The sequence below is a fragment of the Streptacidiphilus sp. EB103A genome, from assembly GCF_041261405.1.
GTDB lineage: Bacteria > Actinomycetota > Actinomycetes > Streptomycetales > Streptomycetaceae > Streptacidiphilus.
Genome location: NZ_JBGCAQ010000034.1, coordinates 1 through 21,437 on the forward strand (window position 1 = coordinate 1; position 21,437 = coordinate 21,437).

Annotated in this window: 14 protein-coding genes and 1 riboswitch; of the genes, 7 read left to right on the top strand and 7 right to left on the bottom strand. The window is 73.6% G+C overall.

What is annotated here, in order from left to right; translation table 11 throughout:
* Positions 1-272: 272 nt before the first annotated feature.
* A complete protein-coding gene (locus ABH941_RS38320) occupies positions 273-2,270 on the bottom strand; it encodes a SpoIIE family protein phosphatase (RefSeq protein ID WP_370135759.1) in 1,998 nt (665 codons plus the stop codon).
* 220 nt (positions 2,271-2,490) lie between these two features.
* A complete protein-coding gene (locus ABH941_RS38325) occupies positions 2,491-3,819 on the bottom strand; it encodes an NAD(P)/FAD-dependent oxidoreductase (protein ID WP_370135878.1) in 1,329 nt (442 codons plus the stop codon).
* Positions 3,820-4,452: 633 nt separating this feature from the next.
* Here ABH941_RS38325 and ABH941_RS38330 point away from each other — a divergent pair.
* On the top strand, positions 4,453-5,109 hold the full coding sequence (locus ABH941_RS38330) for a TetR/AcrR family transcriptional regulator (protein ID WP_370135762.1): 657 nt from the start codon (positions 4,453-4,455) through the stop codon (positions 5,107-5,109).
* Positions 5,110-5,412: 303 nt separating this feature from the next.
* The gene (locus ABH941_RS38335; RefSeq protein ID WP_370135766.1) at positions 5,413-7,275 is read left to right on the top strand and encodes a sigma-70 family RNA polymerase sigma factor; all 1,863 of its coding nucleotides are present in this window, start codon (positions 5,413-5,415) and stop codon (positions 7,273-7,275) included.
* A 32-nt stretch (positions 7,276-7,307) separates the two neighbouring features.
* Here ABH941_RS38335 and ABH941_RS38340 read toward each other — a convergent pair whose 3' ends face one another.
* The 3 genes from ABH941_RS38340 to ABH941_RS38350 are packed head-to-tail and all read right to left on the bottom strand — an operon-like array spanning position 7,308 to position 11,132.
* Entirely contained in the window at positions 7,308-7,985 is a 678-nt protein-coding gene (locus ABH941_RS38340; RefSeq protein ID WP_370135769.1) for a DsbA family protein, read from the bottom strand.
* 22 nt (positions 7,986-8,007) lie between these two features.
* Positions 8,008-8,757, bottom strand: coding sequence for a universal stress protein (locus ABH941_RS38345; protein ID WP_370135772.1), 750 nt, complete (start codon positions 8,755-8,757; stop codon positions 8,008-8,010).
* A 35-nt stretch (positions 8,758-8,792) separates the two neighbouring features.
* Complete coding sequence (locus tag ABH941_RS38350) at positions 8,793-11,132, bottom strand: asparagine synthase-related protein (protein ID WP_370135775.1); 2,340 nt, start codon at positions 11,130-11,132, stop codon at positions 8,793-8,795.
* Between the two features lie 691 nt (positions 11,133-11,823).
* Between ABH941_RS38350 and ABH941_RS38355 the strand changes: the two genes are divergently transcribed.
* From ABH941_RS38355 to ABH941_RS38375, 5 genes are all read left to right on the top strand, one after another.
* Entirely contained in the window at positions 11,824-13,353 is a 1,530-nt protein-coding gene (locus ABH941_RS38355) for an MFS transporter (protein ID WP_370135778.1), read from the top strand.
* Positions 13,354-13,554: 201 nt separating this feature from the next.
* Positions 13,555-14,763 (top strand): L-2-hydroxyglutarate oxidase, encoded by a 1,209-nt coding sequence (gene lhgO, locus ABH941_RS38360; protein WP_370135781.1) that lies wholly within the window; start codon positions 13,555-13,557, stop codon positions 14,761-14,763.
* Positions 14,764-14,797: 34 nt separating this feature from the next.
* Positions 14,798-15,568 (top strand): tRNA (guanosine(46)-N7)-methyltransferase TrmB, encoded by a 771-nt coding sequence (gene trmB / locus ABH941_RS38365; protein ID WP_370135784.1) that lies wholly within the window; start codon positions 14,798-14,800, stop codon positions 15,566-15,568.
* A gap of 78 nt (positions 15,569-15,646) precedes the next feature.
* On the top strand, positions 15,647-17,422 hold the full coding sequence (locus ABH941_RS38370) for a PrsW family intramembrane metalloprotease (protein WP_370135788.1): 1,776 nt from the start codon (positions 15,647-15,649) through the stop codon (positions 17,420-17,422).
* Positions 17,423-17,578: 156 nt separating this feature from the next.
* Complete coding sequence (locus ABH941_RS38375) at positions 17,579-19,264, top strand: hypothetical protein (RefSeq protein WP_370135790.1); 1,686 nt, start codon at positions 17,579-17,581, stop codon at positions 19,262-19,264.
* A gap of 113 nt (positions 19,265-19,377) precedes the next feature.
* Here ABH941_RS38375 and ABH941_RS38380 read toward each other — a convergent pair whose 3' ends face one another.
* Both ABH941_RS38380 and ABH941_RS38385 read right to left on the bottom strand, forming a co-directional pair.
* Complete coding sequence (locus ABH941_RS38380) at positions 19,378-20,340, bottom strand: M23 family metallopeptidase (protein WP_370135793.1); 963 nt, start codon at positions 20,338-20,340, stop codon at positions 19,378-19,380.
* Between the two features lie 12 nt (positions 20,341-20,352).
* Positions 20,353-20,484, bottom strand: a riboswitch (cyclic di-AMP (ydaO/yuaA leader).
* Positions 20,485-20,708: 224 nt separating this feature from the next.
* Positions 20,709-21,320 carry a thioredoxin family protein gene (locus tag ABH941_RS38385; protein ID WP_370135796.1) on the bottom strand — a complete coding sequence of 204 codons (612 nt, stop codon included), beginning with the start codon at positions 21,318-21,320 and terminating at the stop codon, positions 20,709-20,711.
* Positions 21,321-21,437 lie beyond the last annotated feature (117 nt).

Consider the following 21,437-nt stretch of genomic DNA (forward strand, 5'->3'; position numbering starts at 1 on the left):
CAGCCTAGCAGACCGTTTCCGGCTTGCTTTCCGTCCTCCCGGCCCGTTGTTTCCGGCCCGTTCCGACGAGTGAAACTCTAGCGGAATTCCTCGGTGCAAGCCAATTCCGCTGCATTCCCGGGAAATGAGCATGACGAACCAGAGGTTGCATGATCCGAACTTCCAGGGGATGGCCACCCTCATCACAGGACCGCCCGCGCTCAGCGCGTTCGGAGCTCCTGTTCAGGCAGCTCGACGTACATTAGGCGGCCGCCGACACGAAGTCAAACCCATTACTGACGGGGTGTCTGACGTGTCGTGGGGAGCAGGAAGTCGCACCACACGGCCTTGCCGCCGTCCGGGGTGCGGCGGGTGCCCCAGCTGCTGGCGATGGTCGCGATGATGGCGATGCCGCGGCCGGTCTCGTCGGCCGGTTCTGCGCGGCGGCGGCGCGGGAGGTGGTCGTCGGCGTCGGTGACTTCCACTGTGAGGCGGCGGTCGGTGCGGCGCAGCCGCAGGCGCATCGGGGGGTGGCCGTGGGTGAAGGAGTTGGAGACCAGTTCGCTGACCGCGAGGACACCCAGGTCGAGCAGTTCTTCCCCCAGTCGCCAGCTGGACAGCACGCCGCTGGTGAAGGCCCGGGCGCTGGAGACCGCCTCCGCGCCGCCCAGCAGGTCCAGTGAGGCGCTGCGGAACAGTTCGGCGGTCTCGGTGTCGCGCTCGGGGAGCTGGAACACCAGGGCGGCAACGTCGTCATCGTGGTCCGGGGTCACCCCCATGGCCCGGAGCAGCCGGGCGCAGATGACGTCCGGCTGGCCGGTGGCGCCGGCGAAGGTGCGGGCCAGGGCGTCCAGGCCCTCGTCGATGTCCTGCTCTCGCCGTTCGACCAGGCCGTCCGTGTAGAGGACGCCGGTGGCGCCGGTGCCCAGCGCGACGCTGGCGGAGGTGTGCAGGTAGCCGCCGGTGCCGAGGGGCGGACCGCAGGGCTCCTCGGGGCGGGTGACCGAGCCGTCGGCCTCACGGATCATCAGCGGCAGGTGGCCGGCGGACGCGTAGACGAGGCGCTGCTCGCTGGGGTCGTAGACGGCGTAGACACAGGTGGCGATGAGGGTGGCGTCGATCTCGGAGGCGAGGCCGTCGAGCAGTTGCAGGACCTCGTGCGGGGGCAGGTCGAGTCGGGCGTAGGCCCGCACCGCCGTACGGAGCTGGCCCATGACGGCGGCGGCGCGCATTCCCCGTCCCATGACGTCGCCGATGACCAGGGCGGTGCGTCCGCCTCCGAGGGTGATGACGTCGTACCAGTCACCGCCGACGGCGGCGTCGGCGCCGCCGGGCTGGTAGGTGGCGGCGACTCTGAGGTCGTCTGGCTGTTCGAGCTTCTGCGGCAGCAGGCTGCGCTGCAGGGTGACCGCGGCCTCGCGGTGGCGGCGCTCGCTCTCCCTGAGCCGCTCGGTGACCTGGACCTGGTCGGTGACCTCGGCGCCGAAGACCAGTACGCCGCAGACGTCTGCGGCGTTGGTGCTGCGGCGCAGGGCGCCGAAGGGGCTGCGCGGGCTGGTGGTGATCCGGCCCTGCTGGTGCTGGTGGGTCGCGGCGAGGGAGGTGACCTGACGGCCGAGGTCCTCGCTGTCACGGACCGGGGCGCAGACGAAGGTGAAGTAGCGGGGCCGCTCAGTTCCCGAGCCGGACCCGGAGCCAGGAGCCGAATCCGGGCCCTGATCGGAACTGGTGAACGAAGGGTGTGTGACCTTGCGCGCCTTGACCGTGCGGGGTCGTCCGGTACGGAACGCCTGGTCCATCAGCGGGAGCAGGCCGAGCTCCTCCAGCTCCGGCATCACCTGGTGGGCGGGCACTCCGGTGGGCCTGGGCCCGAAGACATCCGTATACGCACGGTTGAGGTAGCCGACGCGGTGACCGGGCCCGTAACTGACCGCCACCAGGGCCGGGAGGTGGGCCAGGACGTCGTGGACGGTGGGCTGGTCATAGCCGTCGGAGGAGCCCCTTGGGGCGGTGACTCCGGTAGCGATCGCCGCAGCGGTCCCGGCGGCCGCACCGCCCTTCACCCCGGCTCCGGGCAGGCCCTCGCTCCCGGCGGCGCCCTTCGCGGGAGCAGGCAGGGGCGCGCGGACGTTCGCCACGTCCCCGGCGAGTCCGAAGTCGGACTCCTCGTCCTTGGAGTCGGTCGGCTGCTCGACGTGGCCGCCGCCGGGTTCCGCCTTCTGGGCCTGCGGCGACAGAGCGGACCGTCGCTGTACTCCAGGGAGCCGCGAGCTCCAGCGCGTGAGGTTCACGGGACCCTTCTGTGGGAGTGGGGAGAACTGGCTGTCCGACGGTGGGGGGACGGCGGGGGCGGGACGTCCGGACCAGTGTGGCTGATGGACTCCGCGAGCAACATCAGGGTCGGTCACTCTTAAGAGATACCCATCCTGTGCGTCGTGGGGATTCCTCCCCTGCTTCCGCCCCATCCAGCTGACGTCTCTTCACAGCCGTCTCGTAGCGTTCTTCCGGCCGTCAGTCCTGGTCCGTCCATAAGTCCTGGTCGAGTTCCATCAGGGTCTCGAAGCCGGCGCGCGGCTGCTCCAGTGCGCCCATGGACACGATCTCGCGTTTCAGCAGTCCGGCCAGCATCCAGTCGGCCAGCACCCGGGCCTTGCGGTCCAGCGTCGGCATCCGCCGCAGGTGCACCGCGCGGTGCAGCAGCCAGGCGGGGCGGCCGTGCAGCGCGCGGCCGCGCAGCTGGGCGACGCCCTTGTGCAGGCCGAGCGAGGTGAGCGAGCCCTTGGACTCGTAGCGGTACTCCGTCGCCGGCTCGCCGCGCAGCTGCGCCACCACGTTGTCGGCGAGGACCCTGGCCTGCCGTACCGCGTGCTGGGCGGTGGCGGCGCAGCACTCGCCCTGTCGGGTCAGGTCGGGGACTGCCGCACCGTCACCGGCCGACCAGACGTCCTCGGTGCCGAGCACCCGCAGCGTCGCGTCGCAGCGCAGCCGTCCCTGGGCGTCGCAGGCGAGCCCGGTCTCCCTGAGCACCGGATGGGCCCGGACGCCGGCCGTCCAGACCAGCGTCCGGGCGGCGAACCGGCTGCCGTCGGAGAGGGCGACGACTCCGTCGTGCACCGACTCCAGCCGGGTGCCGACCCTGACCTCGATATTGCGTCCGCGCAGTTCGGCGGTGGTGCGCAGGCCCACGTCGGGCTCGGTCTCGGGGAGGATGCGGTCGCCCGCCTCGACCAGCACCCAGTGCAGGTCCTCGGGTTGGATGCCCGGGTAGTGGCGGGCGGCGTAGCGGGCCATGTCCTCCAGTTCGGCGATGGCGCCGGTGCCCGCGTAGCCCCCGCCGACGAAGACGAAGGTCAGCGCGGCCTCGCGGAGTGCCGCGTCACGGGTGGAGGAGGCCAGGTCGAGCTGGGTGAGGACATGGTTGCGCAGCGACACGGCCTCCTGGACGCTGCCGAAGCCGATGCCGTGCTCGGCCAGTCCCGGGACCGGCAGGATCCTGGGCACCGCGCCGGGGGCCAGGACCAGCAGGTCGTAGTCGAGTCGGAGATCGCGTTCGGACTGCTGCTGCACCGGTGGGGGGACCGTCACGGTGGCCCGGTGGACGGCTGGCTGGAGGGCGCTGAGCCGTCCGAGCACCACCTGGACGCGCGGCAGTATCCGTCGCAGCGGGACGACGAGATGGCGGGGGTCGACGGCGCCCGCGGCGGCCTCGGCCAGCAGCGGTTGGTACGTCATGTACGACTTGGGGTCGACCAGGGTCAGTTCGGCCTCGTCCGGGCGCAGCCGCTGCTGCAGCCGCAGGGCGGCGTAGAGGCCGACATGGCCGCCGCCGACGAGCAGGATCCTGGCCGGAGCGGGGCCGGGAGCGGATGCGCGGGCGGGTTGGTGGGCGGGGGTCGACGCGGCTGGGGGTGGTGGGGTGGTCACCGGCGTCACTCAGTCTCGACTCGTAGTTTCCGGTCGTCGTTTCCGGCTGGCATCGGGGGTCGCTCCCCGAGTGGTGTGAGTACCGGTCCATTCCGCACCCTCGACGGCATCTTGTACATAGTCCGCGCCTGAACTGGTGGGACCGGTGCGGTGAACGCGATGAGGAGAACGACCGGGAATGTCCGCTCGATCATCCGCTTATCGGCCCAGATGTCCTACGTCCCGACGGAGATACTCGGTGCTCCCGGGTGAGTCCCCGGCACCCGAGTCTTGGGAAGGCCCCTGTTCGGCCTGATCTGCTCTCAACTATGGTCGGGGTGTCTGCGAATCCGTCATCGGTTCGCTACATCGTGTGCGCGTAGGGGGGCACCGCATCGGACGTGGTGCCCACGGGGGAGGACTAAAGTCATGGTTCAGCGGGAACATGCGCTTCCGCATGTGGGGGAACGGTCCATACCGGATCCGCGAAACGGACGCCCGGCAGCGGCGTCGGTGTCGGCTGCGTCATCGGGAGCACCGGGATCCGGTGCCGGCGGTGGCGGCGGCCGGTTGCGCGTCGACGCACGGCGCAATCTGGAGAGCGTGCTGCGCGCTGCGCGCGAGGTCTTCGGCGAACTCGGCTACGGGGCGCCGATGGAGGAGGTCGCCCGGCGGGCGGGGGTCGGCGTCGGCACCGTCTACCGGCGCTTCCCCAGCAAGGAGGTCCTGGTCAGGCGGATCGCCTCGGAGGAGGTCGCCTGGCTGACGGCGCAGGCCTGGGAGTCGCTGAACGGCGACCCGCAGCCCTGGGACGCACTGGCCGGCTACCTCTCCCGGGCGGTGGCCACCGGTGCGGGACGGCTGCTTCCGCCGGAGGCCTTCCGCTACGCGGAGCGGATGGACCAGGTCCCCGCCCAGCGGACGGCCGGCGAGGTGCCCCCGATGGAGATCGCGGCGCCACCGCCCCCGCCGGGCGACGGCACCGGGGACGCGGATCCGGCCCGACTGCTGGAGCTGCTCGGGCAGTTGGTCGAACGGGCCCGGAGCGCGGGCGAGTTGCGCAGCGGGGTCCGGGTCACCGATGTGGTGCTGGTACTGACCGCCTCGGTGCCCTCCTACACGGAGCCCAGCGGTGAGGCCGCCGGCGCCGAGGGCGTGCCCGGGGCGCAGGGGTCGTCGGCGCGGCTGCTGCGCATCCTGCTGGACGGTCTGCGATCCGACGGATGACGGACGGTCAGCGGTCGAACGACAGGCCGCGGCCGGGCAGCGCGGACCAGCACGGTAGTCCATCGCTGCGAGAATCGTTCAGGTATTCAGTTCCTCGTTCCCCGGACGGGTGGTCGGATGCCGAAGACCACGTCCGTGCGGGATCCGCGTGGGAATCTTTGACCGTGGAACGACACGGGGACAGCCATGCGCGTTGACGGCCAGGACGAATCGGGGGAGGGCTCCGGCATCGGATCCGCAGGGCCTTCGGAGCCCCTGCCCCAGGTTCCGGCCCAGGGGGCGCGGCACCGCGCCGGAGGCCCCGTGCCAGCGGCCCCGTCGGGGGCCGCTCCGGGCACCGCCGCCGGGGACCCAGCGGCGGCCACGGTGCCGCCTCCCGGCGGACCCGTCGACGACGAACCGCTGCCCGTCTCCGACGCCGAACTCACCGCGGCGGTACGGGCCGGGGACGACGCGGCCTACGAGGAGCTGTACCGGCGGCACGCCGACGCCGTGCGCCGGTACGCCCGTACCTGCTGCCGCGACACCTTCACCGCCGAGGACCTGGCCGGCGAGGTCTTCGCCCGTACCCTGCAGGCGCTGCGGGCCGGCAAGGGCCCCGAGATCGCCGTCCGCGCCTACCTGCTGACGGCGGTCCGCAACATCGCGGCCGGCTGGAGCCGCAGCGACCGGCGCGAGCAGCTGGTCGACGACTTCACCCTGTTCGCCGCCACCTCCGCGGCCGTCGCCGACGTCAGCGTCGTCGACCCCGGCGCAGACGCCTGGGCGATGGCGGGGATCGACCACTCGCTGGTGGTCCGGGCGTTCAGCCGGCTGGAGCCGGACGACCAGATGGTGCTCTGGCACACCGCGGTCGAACGCGAACCGCCCCGACAGGTCGCCGAGTTGATCGGCAAGACCGCCAACGCGACGGCGGTGCAGGCGAGTCGGGCCCGGGACCGGCTCGCCACCGAGTTCCTGCAGGCGCACATCTCCGACACCCAGGAGACCGCGTGCGAGGCCTATGCGCGCAGGCTGGGCGCGTTCGCGCGCGGCTCGCTGGGGAAGCGGGCGGCCGGGGACGTACGCGGGCACATGAAGGAGTGCGACCGCTGCTCGGCCGCCTACCTGGAACTGGTGGACCTCAACCACAGCCTGCGGGAGCTGCTGCCGACCGGCGCGCTGGTGTGGTGGGTCGGATCGGGCTACTTCACCGTGCTCGCCGCGGGTGCGGCCGGGGCGGCCGGCGCCGCCGGGGTGGCGGCCGGGGTCAGCGCGAGTGCGACGGCCGGGGCCGGTACGGCAGGTGCGGCCGGCGCGACTGCCGCCGGAGCAGCCGGCGCCGGTGCCGGGAGCAGCGGCGGCGTTGCGGGCGGTGCCGCCGCTGAGGGGCTCGGGGTGCCCGCCAAGGCGGGGATCGCGGCGCTGGTGACCGTGGTCGCGGTGGCCGGGGTGGTGTTCGCACTGAGCGGCAACGACACCAAGCCGAAACCGCCGCAGGCCGCCAGGCCCTCGGCGGTGAAGGTGGTGCCCCGGCCGGCGGCCCCGCCCGTGCCCCGGCCCACGCCGACCCCGACTCCGCCGGTGGTGGCGCCGCTGGTGTCGAAGCCGACGCCCAAGCCGGTGGTCCAGCCGAGTCCGACGCCGGCGGTCAAGGCCTCGCCGAAGCCCCGGCCGAAACCGACGCCGAAGCCGACTCCCACCCCGTCGCCGCGGCCCGTGCCGACTCCTCCGGTGGTCACCCCTGCGGACTACTACGTGGACGCCCTCCCGTACGGCGGGATCGGCTCCGCCGACGGCCCGACCGTGGCCCCCGACGCCTCCAGCTGGCTGTGGCAGCGCAGCAACGGGGTCCGCGTGGGCGGCAGGTCGTACAGCCGTGGGATCACCGTCCACGCGCCGTCGTCGGTGACGATCGACCTCAACCGGCAGTGCAGCGAGTTCGCCGCCGACGCCGGGATCGACGACATGACACTGGGGCTGGGAGCGGTGCGCTTCTCGGTGCTGGACGCGACGACCGGCCGGCAGCTGTGGAGCTCCGGGACGGTTCGCGGCGGTCAGGCCGCGGTGCCGGTCAGCGTGCCGCTGGCGGGTGTCTCCGCGATCCGGCTGGTCACCGAGCCGGCCGCCTGGTCACTGCTCGCCAACGTGGCCGACTGGGCGGACGCGAGGTTCACCTGCCGCTGAGGACTGAGGACTGAGGCGACCGGCTCGGCGGCTCAGACCGCGCAGGTGTCGTCGTCGCAGCTGCCGGCGGTCGCGGTGTCCGTCGCCGTGTCCGCCGCCGCCTGCTCCAGGGCGCGCAGGAAGGTGGAGGTCTCCTGGGCGCCCTGGACCGCCCACTTCTCGTCGATGACGAAGGTGGGGACGGAGCTGATGCCAAGCGCGCGGGCGTGGTCGAGCTCGGCCCGGACCTCGGTGCTGCCCTCGTCGGAGGCGAGGAAGGCGGTGACCCGGTCGCGGTCCAGCCCGGCCGCCACGGCGACCGCCGTGAGCGCGGTGTGGTCGCCGACGTCGACGCCGTCGGTGAAGTGGGCCGCGAGCAGCTTCTCCTTGAGGACGTGCTGCACCGGGAGCCCGTACTCGGTGGCGGCCAGCCACAGCAGGCGGTGTCCGTCGAAGGTGTTGGCGTGCAGGGCGGCGTCGAAGTCGTAGCTGATGCCGTCCGCCGCGCCCAGGGCGGCGACGCGGTCGTCCATGGCCCGGGACTGCGGCCCGTAGCGCTCGGCGAGCCAGGCGCGGTGCGGGGTGGCCTCCGCCGGGGCGTCGGGGACCAGCTGGTAGGGGCGGTAGACCACCTCGACGGGCTGGTTGAAGGCGCCGAGGGCGCGCTCGAAGCGGCGCTTGCCGATGTAGCACCAGGGGCAGGCGATGTCGCTGTAGATCTCGATCTTCATGGGTTCCCTCGGGTCTGCGTCGTCAGGTGTCGGAACCAGGGCCGGCCTGTTCGTATTCCTCGGCCCCGACCGGCGGACGCCGATCCTCGGGGCCCCGCCACGTCTGCGTTTCGTGGGGGCGCGGGGGGTCGCCCCCCGGATCATTGGAGTCCGCAGCCCCAACCGGCGCGGGCCGATCCTCGCCCGGATAGTTGGAGTCCGCCGTGCCGCCGGGGACCAGGAGGACCGGGCAGGCGGAGTGGTGGATCACGGCGGTGGCGATGGAGCCCAGCAGCAGCCGCTCGAATCCCCCGTTGCCACGGGCGCCGACGACCAGGGTGCCGTGCTGGGCGGAGGCCTTGAGCAGGGTGTCCACGGCGTCGCCGAGGATGATGTGCACGGTCACGGCCGGCATCGGCGGGTGGTTGGCCCGGACCGCGGCGAGCGCGCGCAGGGCGACCTGGCCCATGCTGTCGATCAGCCGGTCGGCGCTCTCCTCGGTGAGGTCGGCCATCCCCGGTGGATAGCCGGCCGGGGCGGGGTCGACGGCGGCGAGGACGTAGAGCGGCAGCTCGTGGGCGATGGCCTCGGTGAAGGCGCGGTCGAGGGCCCACAGCGAGCCGTCCGAGCCGTCGAGTCCGACCAGGATGCCGGGCGGTCCGGACGGGAGTTCGCGGAGCACCGGCACCGGGTGCTGGTGGCGCGCCGGGCCGGTGTGCGGAGGAAGGCTGCGCGCGGAGCCGGTGTGCGCGGAACCGGTGTGGCCGGGGCGGTTCGGGCTGGTGCGGGGCATGCTCTTCATGCTTGCGCCTGGCGCGGTGGGGCGGGCTACGGCACGCCGATGGGGTCCAGGCCGCCGATCGCACGGCGCTCGGCCAGCGGCATCCCGGTCCAGCAGGAGCCCTGACGGGCGTGCAGGCGGCGCAGCCAGACCTCCGTGGAGACCACGGCGGCCAGTCCGTCCAGCGGGACCGGCCGGTCGCGGGCGGCGTTGTGCAGCGCCTTGCGGAAGGCCCGGGCGTCGAGCAGGCCGAGGTCGGCGAGCAGCGGTGCGGCGAAGATCCGGTCGAGGGCGGGCAGGGCCCGGCGCAGTCCCTCGCGGACGCTGTCGGCGGCGGAGTAGGGGTCCGGCGGCGTGCTGCCCCAGTCGGGTACGGACTCGGCGCCCGCTCCCGCCAGGACGCTGCGGAGGATGGCGTGCCGGGAGCCCGGCTGGACCCGCGCGGAGGGCGGTACCAGGCCGCAGGCGCGGATCACCTGGCTGTCGAGGTACGGGGCGTGCAGCCGCTGCCCGTGCGCCTCTTCGGCGAGCTGGGTGAGCACCCGGAACTCGCCGGCCTGACGGTGCAGCGCGAGGCGTGCGCGCCGGGCGCCCGGGCGCTCGTCCGGGGCCGTTCGCCGGGTGGCCAGCCGCAGCCGCACCGAGACCGCGGAGAGGGCGTCGTCGGTCAGCCAGCGGGCGGCGGGGCCCGGGTCGCACCAGCTGAGCGACTGGATCGAGGCCGCCCCCGCCGTTCCGGGGAGCGCGACATGACGGGACATCAGCTGGGTGGCGGCGTCCTCCAGGCCCTCGGCGTAGCTGGTGCGAGCGAGGCGGCGGGCGGCGCGCAGGACCGAGACCGGGGTGCCGAAGGCTCCGTGCACCGGGTGGTCGGTGCTGTCGGCGCGGGCCAGGGCGGTGATCGGCCGCAGCAGCGGCAGCCTCCGGTGTTCCAGCAGCAGGTCGGCGAGCCGGGCCGGGTGGCCGTCCAGGACCTGGCGGCCGCCGTGGCCGCCGAGGTGGTCGGTGCCGGCCTCAGCCAGCCTGCGGCGGTGGCGCGCGCCGGCGACCAGGGCGGCGCCGGGTTCGTCGGTGAGCGGGCCGGCCAGGTCGGGGTCGAGCAGGTCCGCGTAGGGGAGGGTGTCGGGGCCGCCCGCGATCAGCAGGTGTTCCAGGCGGGGGTGGTCCCCCGCCAGCGATCTGACCCGGACCAGCTCCGCGGTGCGGGCCGGGTCCGGGCTCGGATCGGCCGAGGCGCCGTCGGTGTAGGTGACGGCGAGCAGCGGTGCGTCCGTGGCGGTCGCCGCGCCGTTGCCCCTGGCCCACGAGCCGCGGATGGCGCCGCTGCGGGCCGGGGTGGGCAGCGTGGTCGGCGGGCCGTGGTGCAGGGTGCGGTAGCTGCGGGGGTCGCCCCAGCGCTCGTCGACGCTGCGGCTGGTGGCGAGGATCTGCTCCTGCCCCTGGGCTGGGGGGAACGCGCCGCGTCCGGACGACGTGACTCCCAGCGTTTCGAACAAGAGAGGTGGTGGGCGACTTCCAGGGGGTGCAGCGCGAAGCGTTTCGAACAAGGGTGGTGGTGGGCGACGGGTGGGCGGGGTGGGTATGGCGGCGGCGAGCAGCGTGACCACGGTGGAGGCGCTGCCGCCGGAGAGGTCGGTGCTGACCCGGTGCGGCCGGTCCAGGTCGCCGCGGACCCGGCAGCGGACGGCCTCCAGCAGGCTGCGGGTGACCTCGCCGGTCGCCGCCGCCTCGGTGATCTCGGTGCTGCCGCCGACGGCGGGGAGCTGCGGCTCGTACCCCTGCAGCTGGGGCCGGCCGGCCCGGATGCTGAGCGCGCGCCCCGGGGGCACCCGGCGAACACCGGCGAACGGGCTGCCGCCGTCCACCGCCTCCGGGGCGTCAGGGACGGCCAGTCGGGCGGCCAGGTACAGCGGGTCCACCGGTGCGCCGACGAGGTCGGCCAGCGGCAGCGCCGCGGTGGCGAAGGCGGTGCCGCCGCACCACTGCGTGTGGAAGAGCGGGCGGACCCCGGCCAGGTCGCCGATCAGCGTGGTCCTGGTGCCCTGCTGGAGCACCACGACATAGCTGCCGGGCCAGACGGTGAGATGGCGCAGCGCGCCGCCGCTGGCGGTGAGCAGCGCGGTACGCAGCGCGGCGTCCCCGGCGCCGCAGTGGCCGACGACGGCGAGCCGGGCCACGGCGCCGTCGGCGGCGGCCGGGTCGTCGGGGTCCTCGGGCAGGTCGGGGAAGCCGGTGCGGACGGTGTCGTCCGGGCGCAACTGGCGGTGCACGGAGATGGTGCGGATCTCCTCGGGGCGCCAGTCGCCCACGGCCCAGAGCGGATCAGGCCCGCCCCACAGCAACTGCCCGCCGAGCGGGCGCAGTTCGCGCAGGCCGGGATCGGTCACGGCGGACGCGCCGTTCCACCCCACCAACCACCGCATCGACGCCTCGCCTCCGTGGGCCCCGGACGGACGGCAGCGGACCTGCTGTCGCACCGTCAGGAACCGTTCAGAGACATCGTGCCATCTGGACGGCCCGACTTCGCCGGGCCGGACGCGATCGTTTGCGGACGTGAGCAGAAAAAGGGCATGGGGAATCCCGTCAGGACGCGGGCACCGACGACCGGCTGCCGGAAGCCGACCGACCGATTGCGGTCAGTTTCGGGCATTCCGTACCGGCGTCCGGGTCGGGGAGTCGGCGGGACCACGTCCGGGCCGCTCCCTCCCCGACCCGGACGCGGACTGTTCCCCGTGCCCGTTCGTCCCCGCCCGCTCGGGGGGTGTCCGCACACCCCCCGAGTCGGCCCGCCACCGCGCGGGGAGCTGCGGCGGCGTCCCCCGACCTGCCCTCCTCGACCGCAGGCCGACCCACACCGGCCATCGAAGCCCTGCGGGCCGGCGCCGGGGAGGGGGCACGGGAGGGCGCACGGCCACACTCGGCGGGTGCATGGCGCCCTCGCTGCGGCGCGTCGGCAGCACGGCGGTGGTCCGAAGTGAGAGAGCGGTATCCCGCCATCCGGAACGGAACCTCTTAACCGTGGGAACGCGGGGAACTACTCTGGGTAGAACGCTGACCGGCGGGGAGGTGGCACAGGGCATGACCACCACAGGGCGAGGGCCCAACGACAAGCTCGGCACGCTGCTGGCGCTCGCCGGCATCAGCAACGCCGGGCTGGCCCGCCGGGTCAACGACCTGGGCGCGCAACGTGGTCTGACGTTCCGTTACGACAAGACCTCGGTGGCCCGCTGGGTCGGCAAGGGCATGGTGCCGCAGGGCCCGGTGCCGCAGCTGATCGCCTCGGCGATCGGCGGAAAGCTGGGACGCACCGTCCCACTGGACGAGATCGGCCTGGGGAGCACCGACCCGGCACCGGAGATCGGCCTGGCCTTCCCCCGCGAGGTTCCCGAGGCGGTGCGCCATGTGACGGCCCTGTGGGGGCTCGACTCGGGTCCGCCGCAAGGGAGTTCGGGCACCTCCGGCAGCGTCAGGCGCGGCTGGTGGGACAACCTGGCGGGCACCTTCTCGGTGACCGCGTACGCCACTCCGGTCTCACGCTGGCTGATCACCCCGGTGGACGGCTCGGTCGCCCGGGACGCCTCGGCGCTGGAACTCTCCGAGGAGGCGCTGCGGGTCCGGGCCGTGGTCGGCGAACAGGAGGGGCAGCGCGAAGCGCTTCAGGCAAGGGCGGCGGCGGGCGACGGGCGGGCCTACCGGGTCGGGCACGCGGACGCGGCCAAGCTGCGGCAGGCGGCGGAGGAGGCCCGGCGCTGGGACTCCCGCTACGGCGGCGGGGACTGGCGCTCGTCCATGGTCCCGGAGTGCCTGCGGCACGACGCGGCGCCGCTGCTGCTCGGCTCCTACAGCGACGAGGTGGGCCGGGCACTGTTCGGCGCGACCGCCGAACTCACCAGGCTGGCAGGGTGGATGGCCTTCGACACCGGCCAGCACGAGGCCGCCCAGCGCTACTACATCCAGGCGCTGCGGCTGGCCAGGGCGGCGGCGGACGTGCCGTTCGGCGGCTATGTGCTGGCGTCGATGAGCCTCCAGGCCACGTACCGGGGCGCGGCCGAGGAGGGGGTGGACCTCGCCCAGGCCGCCATCGAACGCAACCGGGGCCTGGCCACCACCCGGACCATGAGCTTCTTCCACCTGGTGGAGGCCCGCGCGCACGCCCGCGCGGGCAGCGCGCACGCCTGCGCGACGGCGCTCAGCGCGGCGGAGACCTGGCTGGAGCGCTCCCGGCCCGGCGACGACGACCCGGCCTGGATCGACTTCTTCTCCCAGGACCGCCTCGCCGCGGACGCCGCCGAGTGCTATCGGGACCTGGGAGTCCCGCTGAAGGTACGGCAGTTCACCGCGCAGGCGCTGGCCCGTCCGACCGAGGCGTATGTGCGTTCGCACGGTCTGCGGCTGGTGGTCTCGGCGCTGGCCGAGCTGGACGACGGCGACCTGGACGCGGCGGTGGCGGCGGGCACCAGGGCGGTGGAGGTCGCCGGTCGCATCTCCTCGCAGCGGACCAGGGAGTACGTCCAGGAGATGCTCAAACGTCTGGAGCACTTCAAGACCGAGCGGGCGGCGGTGGAACTCGCGGAGCGGGCCCGGCTGGTGCTGGCGGCGCCGGCCTGAGTTCTGGCTGTGCCCGTCCAGCGGCTGCGGCGTGTGCCTGGCTGGTCGCGCAGTTCCCCGCGCCCCTATGTGTCTGCAACTGGCCCAGTTGCACATGCTGGGGGCGCGGGGAACTGCGCGACCAGCCAACTACGGTCCGCAGCCAAAAATCCGCCCGGAGCCCCCTGCGCACAGCCGCCCCCACGTGGGAGTATGCCCGGCGTGGACACGACCAGCGGATACGACTGCGATGTGGTGGTGGTCGGCGGCGGGATCGTCGGCCTGTCGACGGCGTACGCGGTGGGTCGGGCCGCGCCCGGGACCTCGGTGATCGTGCTGGAGAAGGAACCCGCCGTGGCCGGGCACCAGACCGGGCACAACAGCGGGGTGGTGCACAGCGGCCTCTACTACAAGCCGGGCAGCCTCAAGGCCCGCTTCGCCGTCGAGGGCGCCCGGGAGATGGCGGCGTTCTGCCGTGAGCACGGGCTGCCCTACCGGTCCACCGGCAAACTGGTGGTCGCCACCGGCAGCGAGGAGCTGCCCCGGCTGCACGCGCTGGCGCAGCGCGGCCGCGAGCACGGCCTCAGCGTCCGGGAGTTGGGCGCGGCCGGCATCGCCGAGTACGAGCCGCAGGTCAGCGGAGTGGCCGCGCTGCACATCGGCGACACCGGGATCTGCGACTACCCGGCGGTCGCGCGGGCGTACGCCAAGCTCTCCGGCGCACAGGTGCGTACCGGGGGGGCGGTCGTCTCGATCGCGCGCCGGGCGGACGGGGTGACGGTCGGCACCACCCTCGCCGAGGTACGGGCCAGGGTGCTGGTCAACTGTGCCGGGCTGCACAGCGACCGGATCGCCAGGATGGCCGGGGACGAGCCGGGGGTGCGGATCGTCCCGTTCCGGGGCGAGTACTTCGAGCTGTCGGCGCGGGCGGCCGAGCTGGTGCACAGCCTGGTGTACCCGGTCCCCGACCCGGCCTTCCCGTTCCTCGGCGTCCATCTCACCCGCGATCTGCACGGCGGCGTGCACGTCGGCCCCAACGCCGTGCCCGCCACGGCCAGGGAGGGCTACAGCTGGAGCCGGATCAGTCCGCGCGAGTTCGCCGGGACGCTGGCCTGGCCCGGCGCCTGGCGGCTGGCCGCGAAGCACTGGCGGGCGGAGGCGGTGGAGGTACGGCGCTCGCTGTCGCACCGCGCCTTCACCCGCGACGTCCAGCGTCTGCTGCCGGCGGTCTCCTCCGCGGATCTGATCCCGGCCCCGGCCGGGGTCCGCGCCCAGGCGGTCGGCCGCGACGGCACCCTGCTGGACGACTTCGCCTTCGCCGAGGCCCCACGCACCGTCCATGTGCTCAACGCACCCTCGCCCGCGGCCACCGCCTCGCTCCCGATCGGCCGCGAGATCGCCCGCCGGGCGCTGGCGCAGCTGGCCGGCTGAGGTCGGCAAGGCCGCCGTTAGACTGGACCCCACTGTGACCAGCCACCCCGCATCCCCCGCTGCCCTCCCCGAGCCCACGATTCCGACCCAGCTCGGCGCACCCGTGCCCGACGACCTCCACCGCGAGCGGCGGATCCGGAGCTTCCACCCGCGCAAGGGGCGGATGAGCGACGCCCAGCGGGCGGCACTGGCACGGCTGTGGGAGCAGTACGGCCTCCGGGTCGACGGCAGGCGGCAGCTGGACCTGGCAGAGCTGTTCGGGGACCCGGAGCTCCCGGTGCTGCTGGAGATCGGCTTCGGCATGGGCGACGCCACCGCGACCATGGCCGCCGCCGAGCCCGGGACCGGGATCCTCGCGGTGGACGTGCACACGCCCGGCCACGGCAACCTGCTGCGCCGGATCGAGTCCGACGGCCTGAACAACGTCCGCCTGGCCGAGGGCGACGCGGTGGTCCTGCTGCGCGACCAGCTCGCGCCGGCCTCGCTGGCCGGGCTGCGGATCTACTTCCCCGACCCCTGGCCCAAGGCGCGGCACCACAAGCGCCGACTGCTGCAGCCCGAGTTCCTGGAGCTGGCGCTGGACCGGCTGCGCAGCGGCGCGACCGTGCACTGCGCGACCGACTGGGAGCCGTACGCGGAGCAGATGCTGGAGGTGCTGAGCGCCTCGCCCGAGCTGGAGAACCTGCACCCGGACAGTGACGGGGGATACGCACCGCGACCCGAGTGGCGCCCGGTGACCAAGTTCGAGCGGCAGGGCCTCGACAAGGGCCATGTCGTGCACGATCTGGTCTTCCGCCGCCGCTGAGGGAGCGGCCGGGCGAGCGGCCGAGGGAGAACCGGTAACGGCTTACGGGAGGCTTATGCACCCCGCTAAGGTCGTACGGTGAGCAGCCCGCAGCCGGACCCGACCGCGACCGCCGACATAGCCGCGCCCCGGCCCCCGCTCGCGGAGGCCACGCCCGCGCCGGCCGCGCCCGCGCCGCAGTCCCCGCCGGTGCCGCAGGCGGAGGAGCAGCCGCAGTTCCAGCTGACCGGCAGTTTCCGCTACACGGCGCGCCGCAACCCGTTCGACAGCAAGGCCCTCCGACTCACCGCGCTGGTCGTGCTGCTGGCGCTGTGCGGGGTGGCGATCCTGGCCCTGGTGCAGCGGCAGACCGGCACCTCCGGGCTGCTGATCGGGGTCTGCCTGGCGGTACTGCCGGTACCGCTGGTGCTGGGGGCCTTCTACTGGCTGGACCGCCTGGAGCCCAAGCCGCTGCGCAATCTGCTGTTCTGCTTCGCCTGGGGCTCCTGCGCGGCGACGCTGGTCGCCATCCTGGCGAACACCTGGGCGACCTCGCTGCTGATCAGCCATCAGATCGGCAGCGGCGAGACCCTGGGCGCCAGCCTGGTGGCCCCGCTGGTGGAGGAGTCGGCCAAGGGCTCCGCGCTCCTGCTGCTGTTCCTGTTCCGGCGCCGCGACTTCGGCGGCATCGTGGACGGCGTGGTCTACGCGGGGTTCACCGCGACGGGCTTCGCCTTCACCGAGAACATCCTCTACATCGGGCGCTCGGTGCTGGACGGCAACAAGGACGGCGCCGGATTCGCCCAGACCGTGATCACCTTCATCCTGCGCGAGGTGATGTCGCCGTTCGCGCACCCGCTGTTCACCGCGATGACCGGGGTGGGCTTCGGCCTGGCCGCGGTGTCCCGCAGGCGCTGGGCGAAGGTGTCGGCGCCGATCGGCGGCTGGATCTGCGCGATGTTCATGCACGGGACCTGGAACGGTTCCTCGGTGCTCGGCCCGCTGGGCTTCATAGGTGTGTACTTCCTGTTCATGGTGCCGGTGTTCTGCCTGATGGTGTGGCTGGTGGTGTGGTCGCGCCGGAACGAGCTGCGGGCGCTGGAGCGCCAGCTGCCGGTGTACGCGGCGGCGGGGTGGATCGCGCAGCCGGTCCCGCTGGTGCTGTCGACGATGCGGACCCGGAAGCAGGCCAGGGAGCTGGCGAAGTTCACCCAGGGCCCGGTGGGCGACAAGGCGATGCGGGAGTACGTGGGCTTCGCGACGGCGCTGGCCTTCCTGCGGCAGCGCGCCGAGCGCGGGCTGGCCGGGGCGGACTTCGTGGAGCGGGAGCAGGAGCTGCTGCACCACCTGTGGGAGCGCAGGGAGCGGGTGGCGGAGATCTTCACCCGGGTCGGCGCGCAGGAGTGGTACCGGCGCAATCCGCAGGCCATGGGCTTCGGCGGGTTCCTGGGTGGGCCCGGCATGCCCGGGGTGTTCGGGGTGCCACGGGCCTTCGGTGCGCCCGGCGGCTACCCCATGCCCGGCTATGCGGCGGCCCCGGCGCCGGCCGCCTACCTGCCGGCCCAGCCGGGCCCCGGCTACGGCGGTTACGCGCCCGCCGCGCCGGGCGTCGGGTACGGCTACCCGGGCCCGGCGCAGCCCTGGCCGCAACCCCCGGCGTACGGCTACGGCTACGGCTACCCGCAGGCCCGGCCGTACCCGCAGCAGTACCCCCAGGCCCAGGCTCAGGCCCCCGTCCAGCCCCGGCCGCAACCGTCCGCGCCGTCCCCGTCCCCGCAGCCGCAGCCGCAGCCGCAGCCAGCGCAGCACCAGTCCCCACAGCCCCAGCCCTCGCAGACCTCCGACGCCCCCGCCGCCGTGGAACCCCCCGGCTGACCCAGCCGTCCACCGGCGCACACACACGGCGCGCGCACCATCCGTTCACGCCCTTGGCTGATCGCACCGGAACCATCGGGGGCCCCTCCCGCGTTGGACCTGTTGACCCCGCATGCAGCGTGCGGAGACGCCGACACAGCGTCAGGAGGCCCGCGGATGACAGACGGCATCTACCGCATGGCCGTGACCAGTGGCCACAGCCACCGCGACACGGTCACCCTCGCGGGACAGCAGGTCAGACACTGGCTGAAGGCCCAGCACTACGAGGACCCCGGCGCCGAGGACGGCCGCCACCGGGTCGGGGCGCAGGCCGTGCTGGACTGCGCCCTCAAGGACCGGGTCAGAGGCGCCAGCGGCGCCAAGGAGTCGGTGGCGCGCTGGCGACTACGCGAGTTCACGCCTCAGGGAATCTGGCAGACCTCACTGACGATCAGCACCCCTCCCACCGGCGGCACCTGGGTGCGCCTGGACGCCGAACAGCTGCCGGTACGCGGCGCCTCGGCGACCAAGGCCCCGGTCCCGGCCCTGGCCAGAGGCCTGCTGGACGTCCTGGCCGCTGCCGAGGGCGAGCACCAGGGCGCGGCCCGGGTGCACGGCATGCCCACCGTCATCGAACGCGGCGACGTCGACGAGGTGCTCGACGAACTCTGCGACCCCGACCGCCGGATGCCGATCGTCGTCGCCAGCACTCCCCCGCGTGTCGACTTCGACGACTGGCTGGCCGAGACCGTGGACCCGCTGCTGCGCGGCTGCGCCGGCCTCGCCGTGCTCTACGCGCTGGCCCCCGGCGCCGAGCGCGACTTCAACCGGGCCCTGGAGCACCACCGCGTCTACGGCGGCGCCGTCCGCACCTACCTCCCCGGCCTGGACCCGGCCTGGGCCCCCGAGGCCCAGCGGCACCGGGTGATGGGCCGGCACACCCTCGACACCGACCTGCGCCGCGCCTCGGGCCTGCTGGCCTGGCTGCCGCGCCGGCTCGCCGTCCAGTCCCCGTTGCCGGACGCCCTCGCCGGGCTGCCGCCGCTGCGCGCCCAGAACCTGCGCGGCGGATCGGCCCCCTGGTCGGAGGAGAGCGCGGACATCGCCGCGATCGACGGCGTCCAGCCCGGAAGCCTGCTGGTGGACCACCACGAGGAGGAGGTCCACGAGGAGCGGGCCCGCGCCGAGGAACTCCAGGAGGTGCGCCGCTGGCTCCGCGACGCCGAGGAGCGCGAGTCGCAGCTGGCCGCCGAGTACGACGAGCAGTACAGCGAGCTGCGCGAGGCCCGCACCCAGGTCAGGTCGCTGCGCGGGCGGCTGGCCGAGGCGGACGGCGGCGAGGGCGCGACCCGCGCCGAGCCGGCCGCGGGCCGGGTCGACCCGGTCTCCTTCGCCGAACTGATCGAACGGATCGGCGAGTTCCCGCTGCTCTCCTTCACCGGCGACCCCCGGCTGACCCGGGAGCTGGACGACCAGACCGACCACCCGACCTGGGTCAGGATGGCCTGGGACGCGCTGCTCGCCCTGCAGGACTACGCCGAGGCCGCGGTGCACGGCGAGTCCGGCGGCGACTTCCGCCGCTGGTGCGAGAACACCCCGGTCGACTGCCATGTCTTCCCGCCGCGCAAGGTGATCCGCGACGAGTCACGCACCGTCCGCACCAACACCAAGTGGAAGGGCGAGCGCGAACTCCCGGTCCCGGTCGAGGTCAACGCCGGCGGCAAGGTCTTCATGGGCGCCCACCTCCGGATAGGCGGTGGCGGCACCGCCCCCCGGCTGCACTACTTCGACGACTGCTCGGGGACGGGGAAGATCTACATCGGCTACATGGGCCTGCACCTGCGGAACACCAGGACCAACTGAGAAAGGAACGCACCCGGTGGCCGGACAGACCGACGGTCCCGGTGTCGGGGGGTTGTCACCGGGACCGTCGGAGTTCAGGGGTGCTCAGTTCTCCGGTACTCAGTTCTCCCGGGTCAGAGCGCGAGGCCGTGCTGGGACAGCCACAGCGCCGGGTCCACCGGCTCGCCGCCGCCGGGGCGCACCTCCAGGTGCAGGTGCGGGGCGTTGACGTTGCTGCCGGTCGCGCCGACCCGGCCGATGGGCTGACCGGCCGTCACCTCGCCGGAGCCGACGCCGATCACCGAGAGGTGGCAGTACCAGACCTCGGTGCCGTCGGCCAGGGTCTCCACCACGCGGTAGCCGTAGGCGCCGGCCCAGCCGGCCGAGGTGATGGCGCCGCTGCCGACCGCGGCGACCGGGGTGCCGGTCGGGGCGGTGAAGTCCTGCCCGGTGTGCAGCTGGGACCAGAGCGAGTCGGACTGGCCGAAGCCGGATCCGGCGACCGCCGAGGCGACCGGGGACACCAGGGTGCCGACGCCGCCGGCCGCGTTCTGCGCCTGTGTCACCGCGGCCTGGGCCGCCGCCTGCGCCGCCGCGGCCTGCCGGGCTGCCTCCGCCACCGCCTGGGTCGCGGCTTCCTGGGCGGCCTGCTCGACTGCCCGGGCCCGTTCCGCCGCCTCGTGTGCGGCCGCCTCACGGGCCGCCGCCTCCCTGGCTGCTGCTTCCCTGGCTTCTGCTTCCCTGACGGCTGTCTTGCGTGCCTCCGCCTCGACCGCCGCCTGGCGCCGGGCCGTGTCCTCCACGGTCGCCCGCTGCTGGGTGGCCTGGGTGCGGATCCGGTCGGCGAGGGCAGTGCCCGGGTCGCCGGTCGGTCTGGTGAGCGTCGCCGTCGCGCCGTGGGCCTGCTCCTGGGCGACCAGGGTGCTGCCCCCGGTCTCGCGTACGGCCGCCGACGCGGAAGGGGCCGCGAGCGCGACGGCTCCGGTGGCACCGACCGCCGCCATCGCCGCGAAGCCCAGCACCGCCGGGGCGCTGCGCTGCGGCGGAATCGGCTGTACGGGTGCCACGGGTGCCCAGGCGGGCGAGTTCGACGCCACGTTCGGCGTGCTCCTTTCCTTCCATCTCGCCGACCGGGTTAGCTGACGGGTTCGGAGAGGAAGGTCCCCTACGGCCAGTTTCGGCCGATTCACCCCTGCGTGCGTGGTTCCCCGGTTCCAGACAGGATTAGGCGACCGCGTACGACGCCGTCAAAGCAACGGCAGACCTTCGCACTGCGTTATTGAACGGTAATCCCAGTGACGGTTGATGCCAAGCAATCCCGGGGGTGCAGTTGAGTGCTCACGGAGCGGTACCGAGATTTGTCCGGTTCTGCCCCGTACTGACCACCCCTGAGTATGCATCAGCCCGACTGTTCTCACCTTCCCGCCAATCTCACCTTCCCGCCAATCTCACATTTGCGGCAGTCTCACCGGGACCGCAGATAGAGCCAGTCCACCAGGGTTCCGGCGAATCCGTCGGCGTCCAGGTTGCGCGCGTTGGCGAACTCGGACGGGTCCCCGGTGTCCGTCCTGGTGCCGTCCGGGCCGAGCAGCACCAGGGCGGGAATTCCGCTCTGCGCCAAGGAGACGTAGCGGGAGGCGAGTTGGGTGTTGCGGTCGTAGTGCCCGACATCCACCGTCACCAGGTGGTAGTTGCGGGCCAGGATCCGGTGCACCCCCCCGGTGTCCACCAGCGCGGACAGTGCCCGGCAGTCCTCGCACCAGGACGAGCCGAAGTCGAGCAGGACCGGCCTGCCGTCCGCCGAGGCCGCGGCAACGGCCGCTGCCACCGCGGCACTCGCGTCCGCCGAGGGGTCGTAGCCGTCCGGGACGGGGGCGAGGCTCACCGAGGGCAACGGCACGAACGGGTGGGCGTAGCCCACCTCACCGGCGCCGTGGGCGGCCCCGGGGGTGGCGGCGTCGCCCGGCGCGCCCCGGTGGCCCGGCGCCTGCCCGGTCACCGTCATGCAGCCGCCGAGCAGCAGCAACGTCCCAGCCGCACCGGCGATCGCGGCAATCCGTCGCCGAACCCCTCGCACGGCACTCCCTCCCACGCTCCACCCCCGCGACAGCGGAGGATCTTCCACGATCATGGGATCAGAGGAATGGAGCTTCCCGGGTGCAGCAACGCGGAAGGAGCGCCCCGATCACCCGTA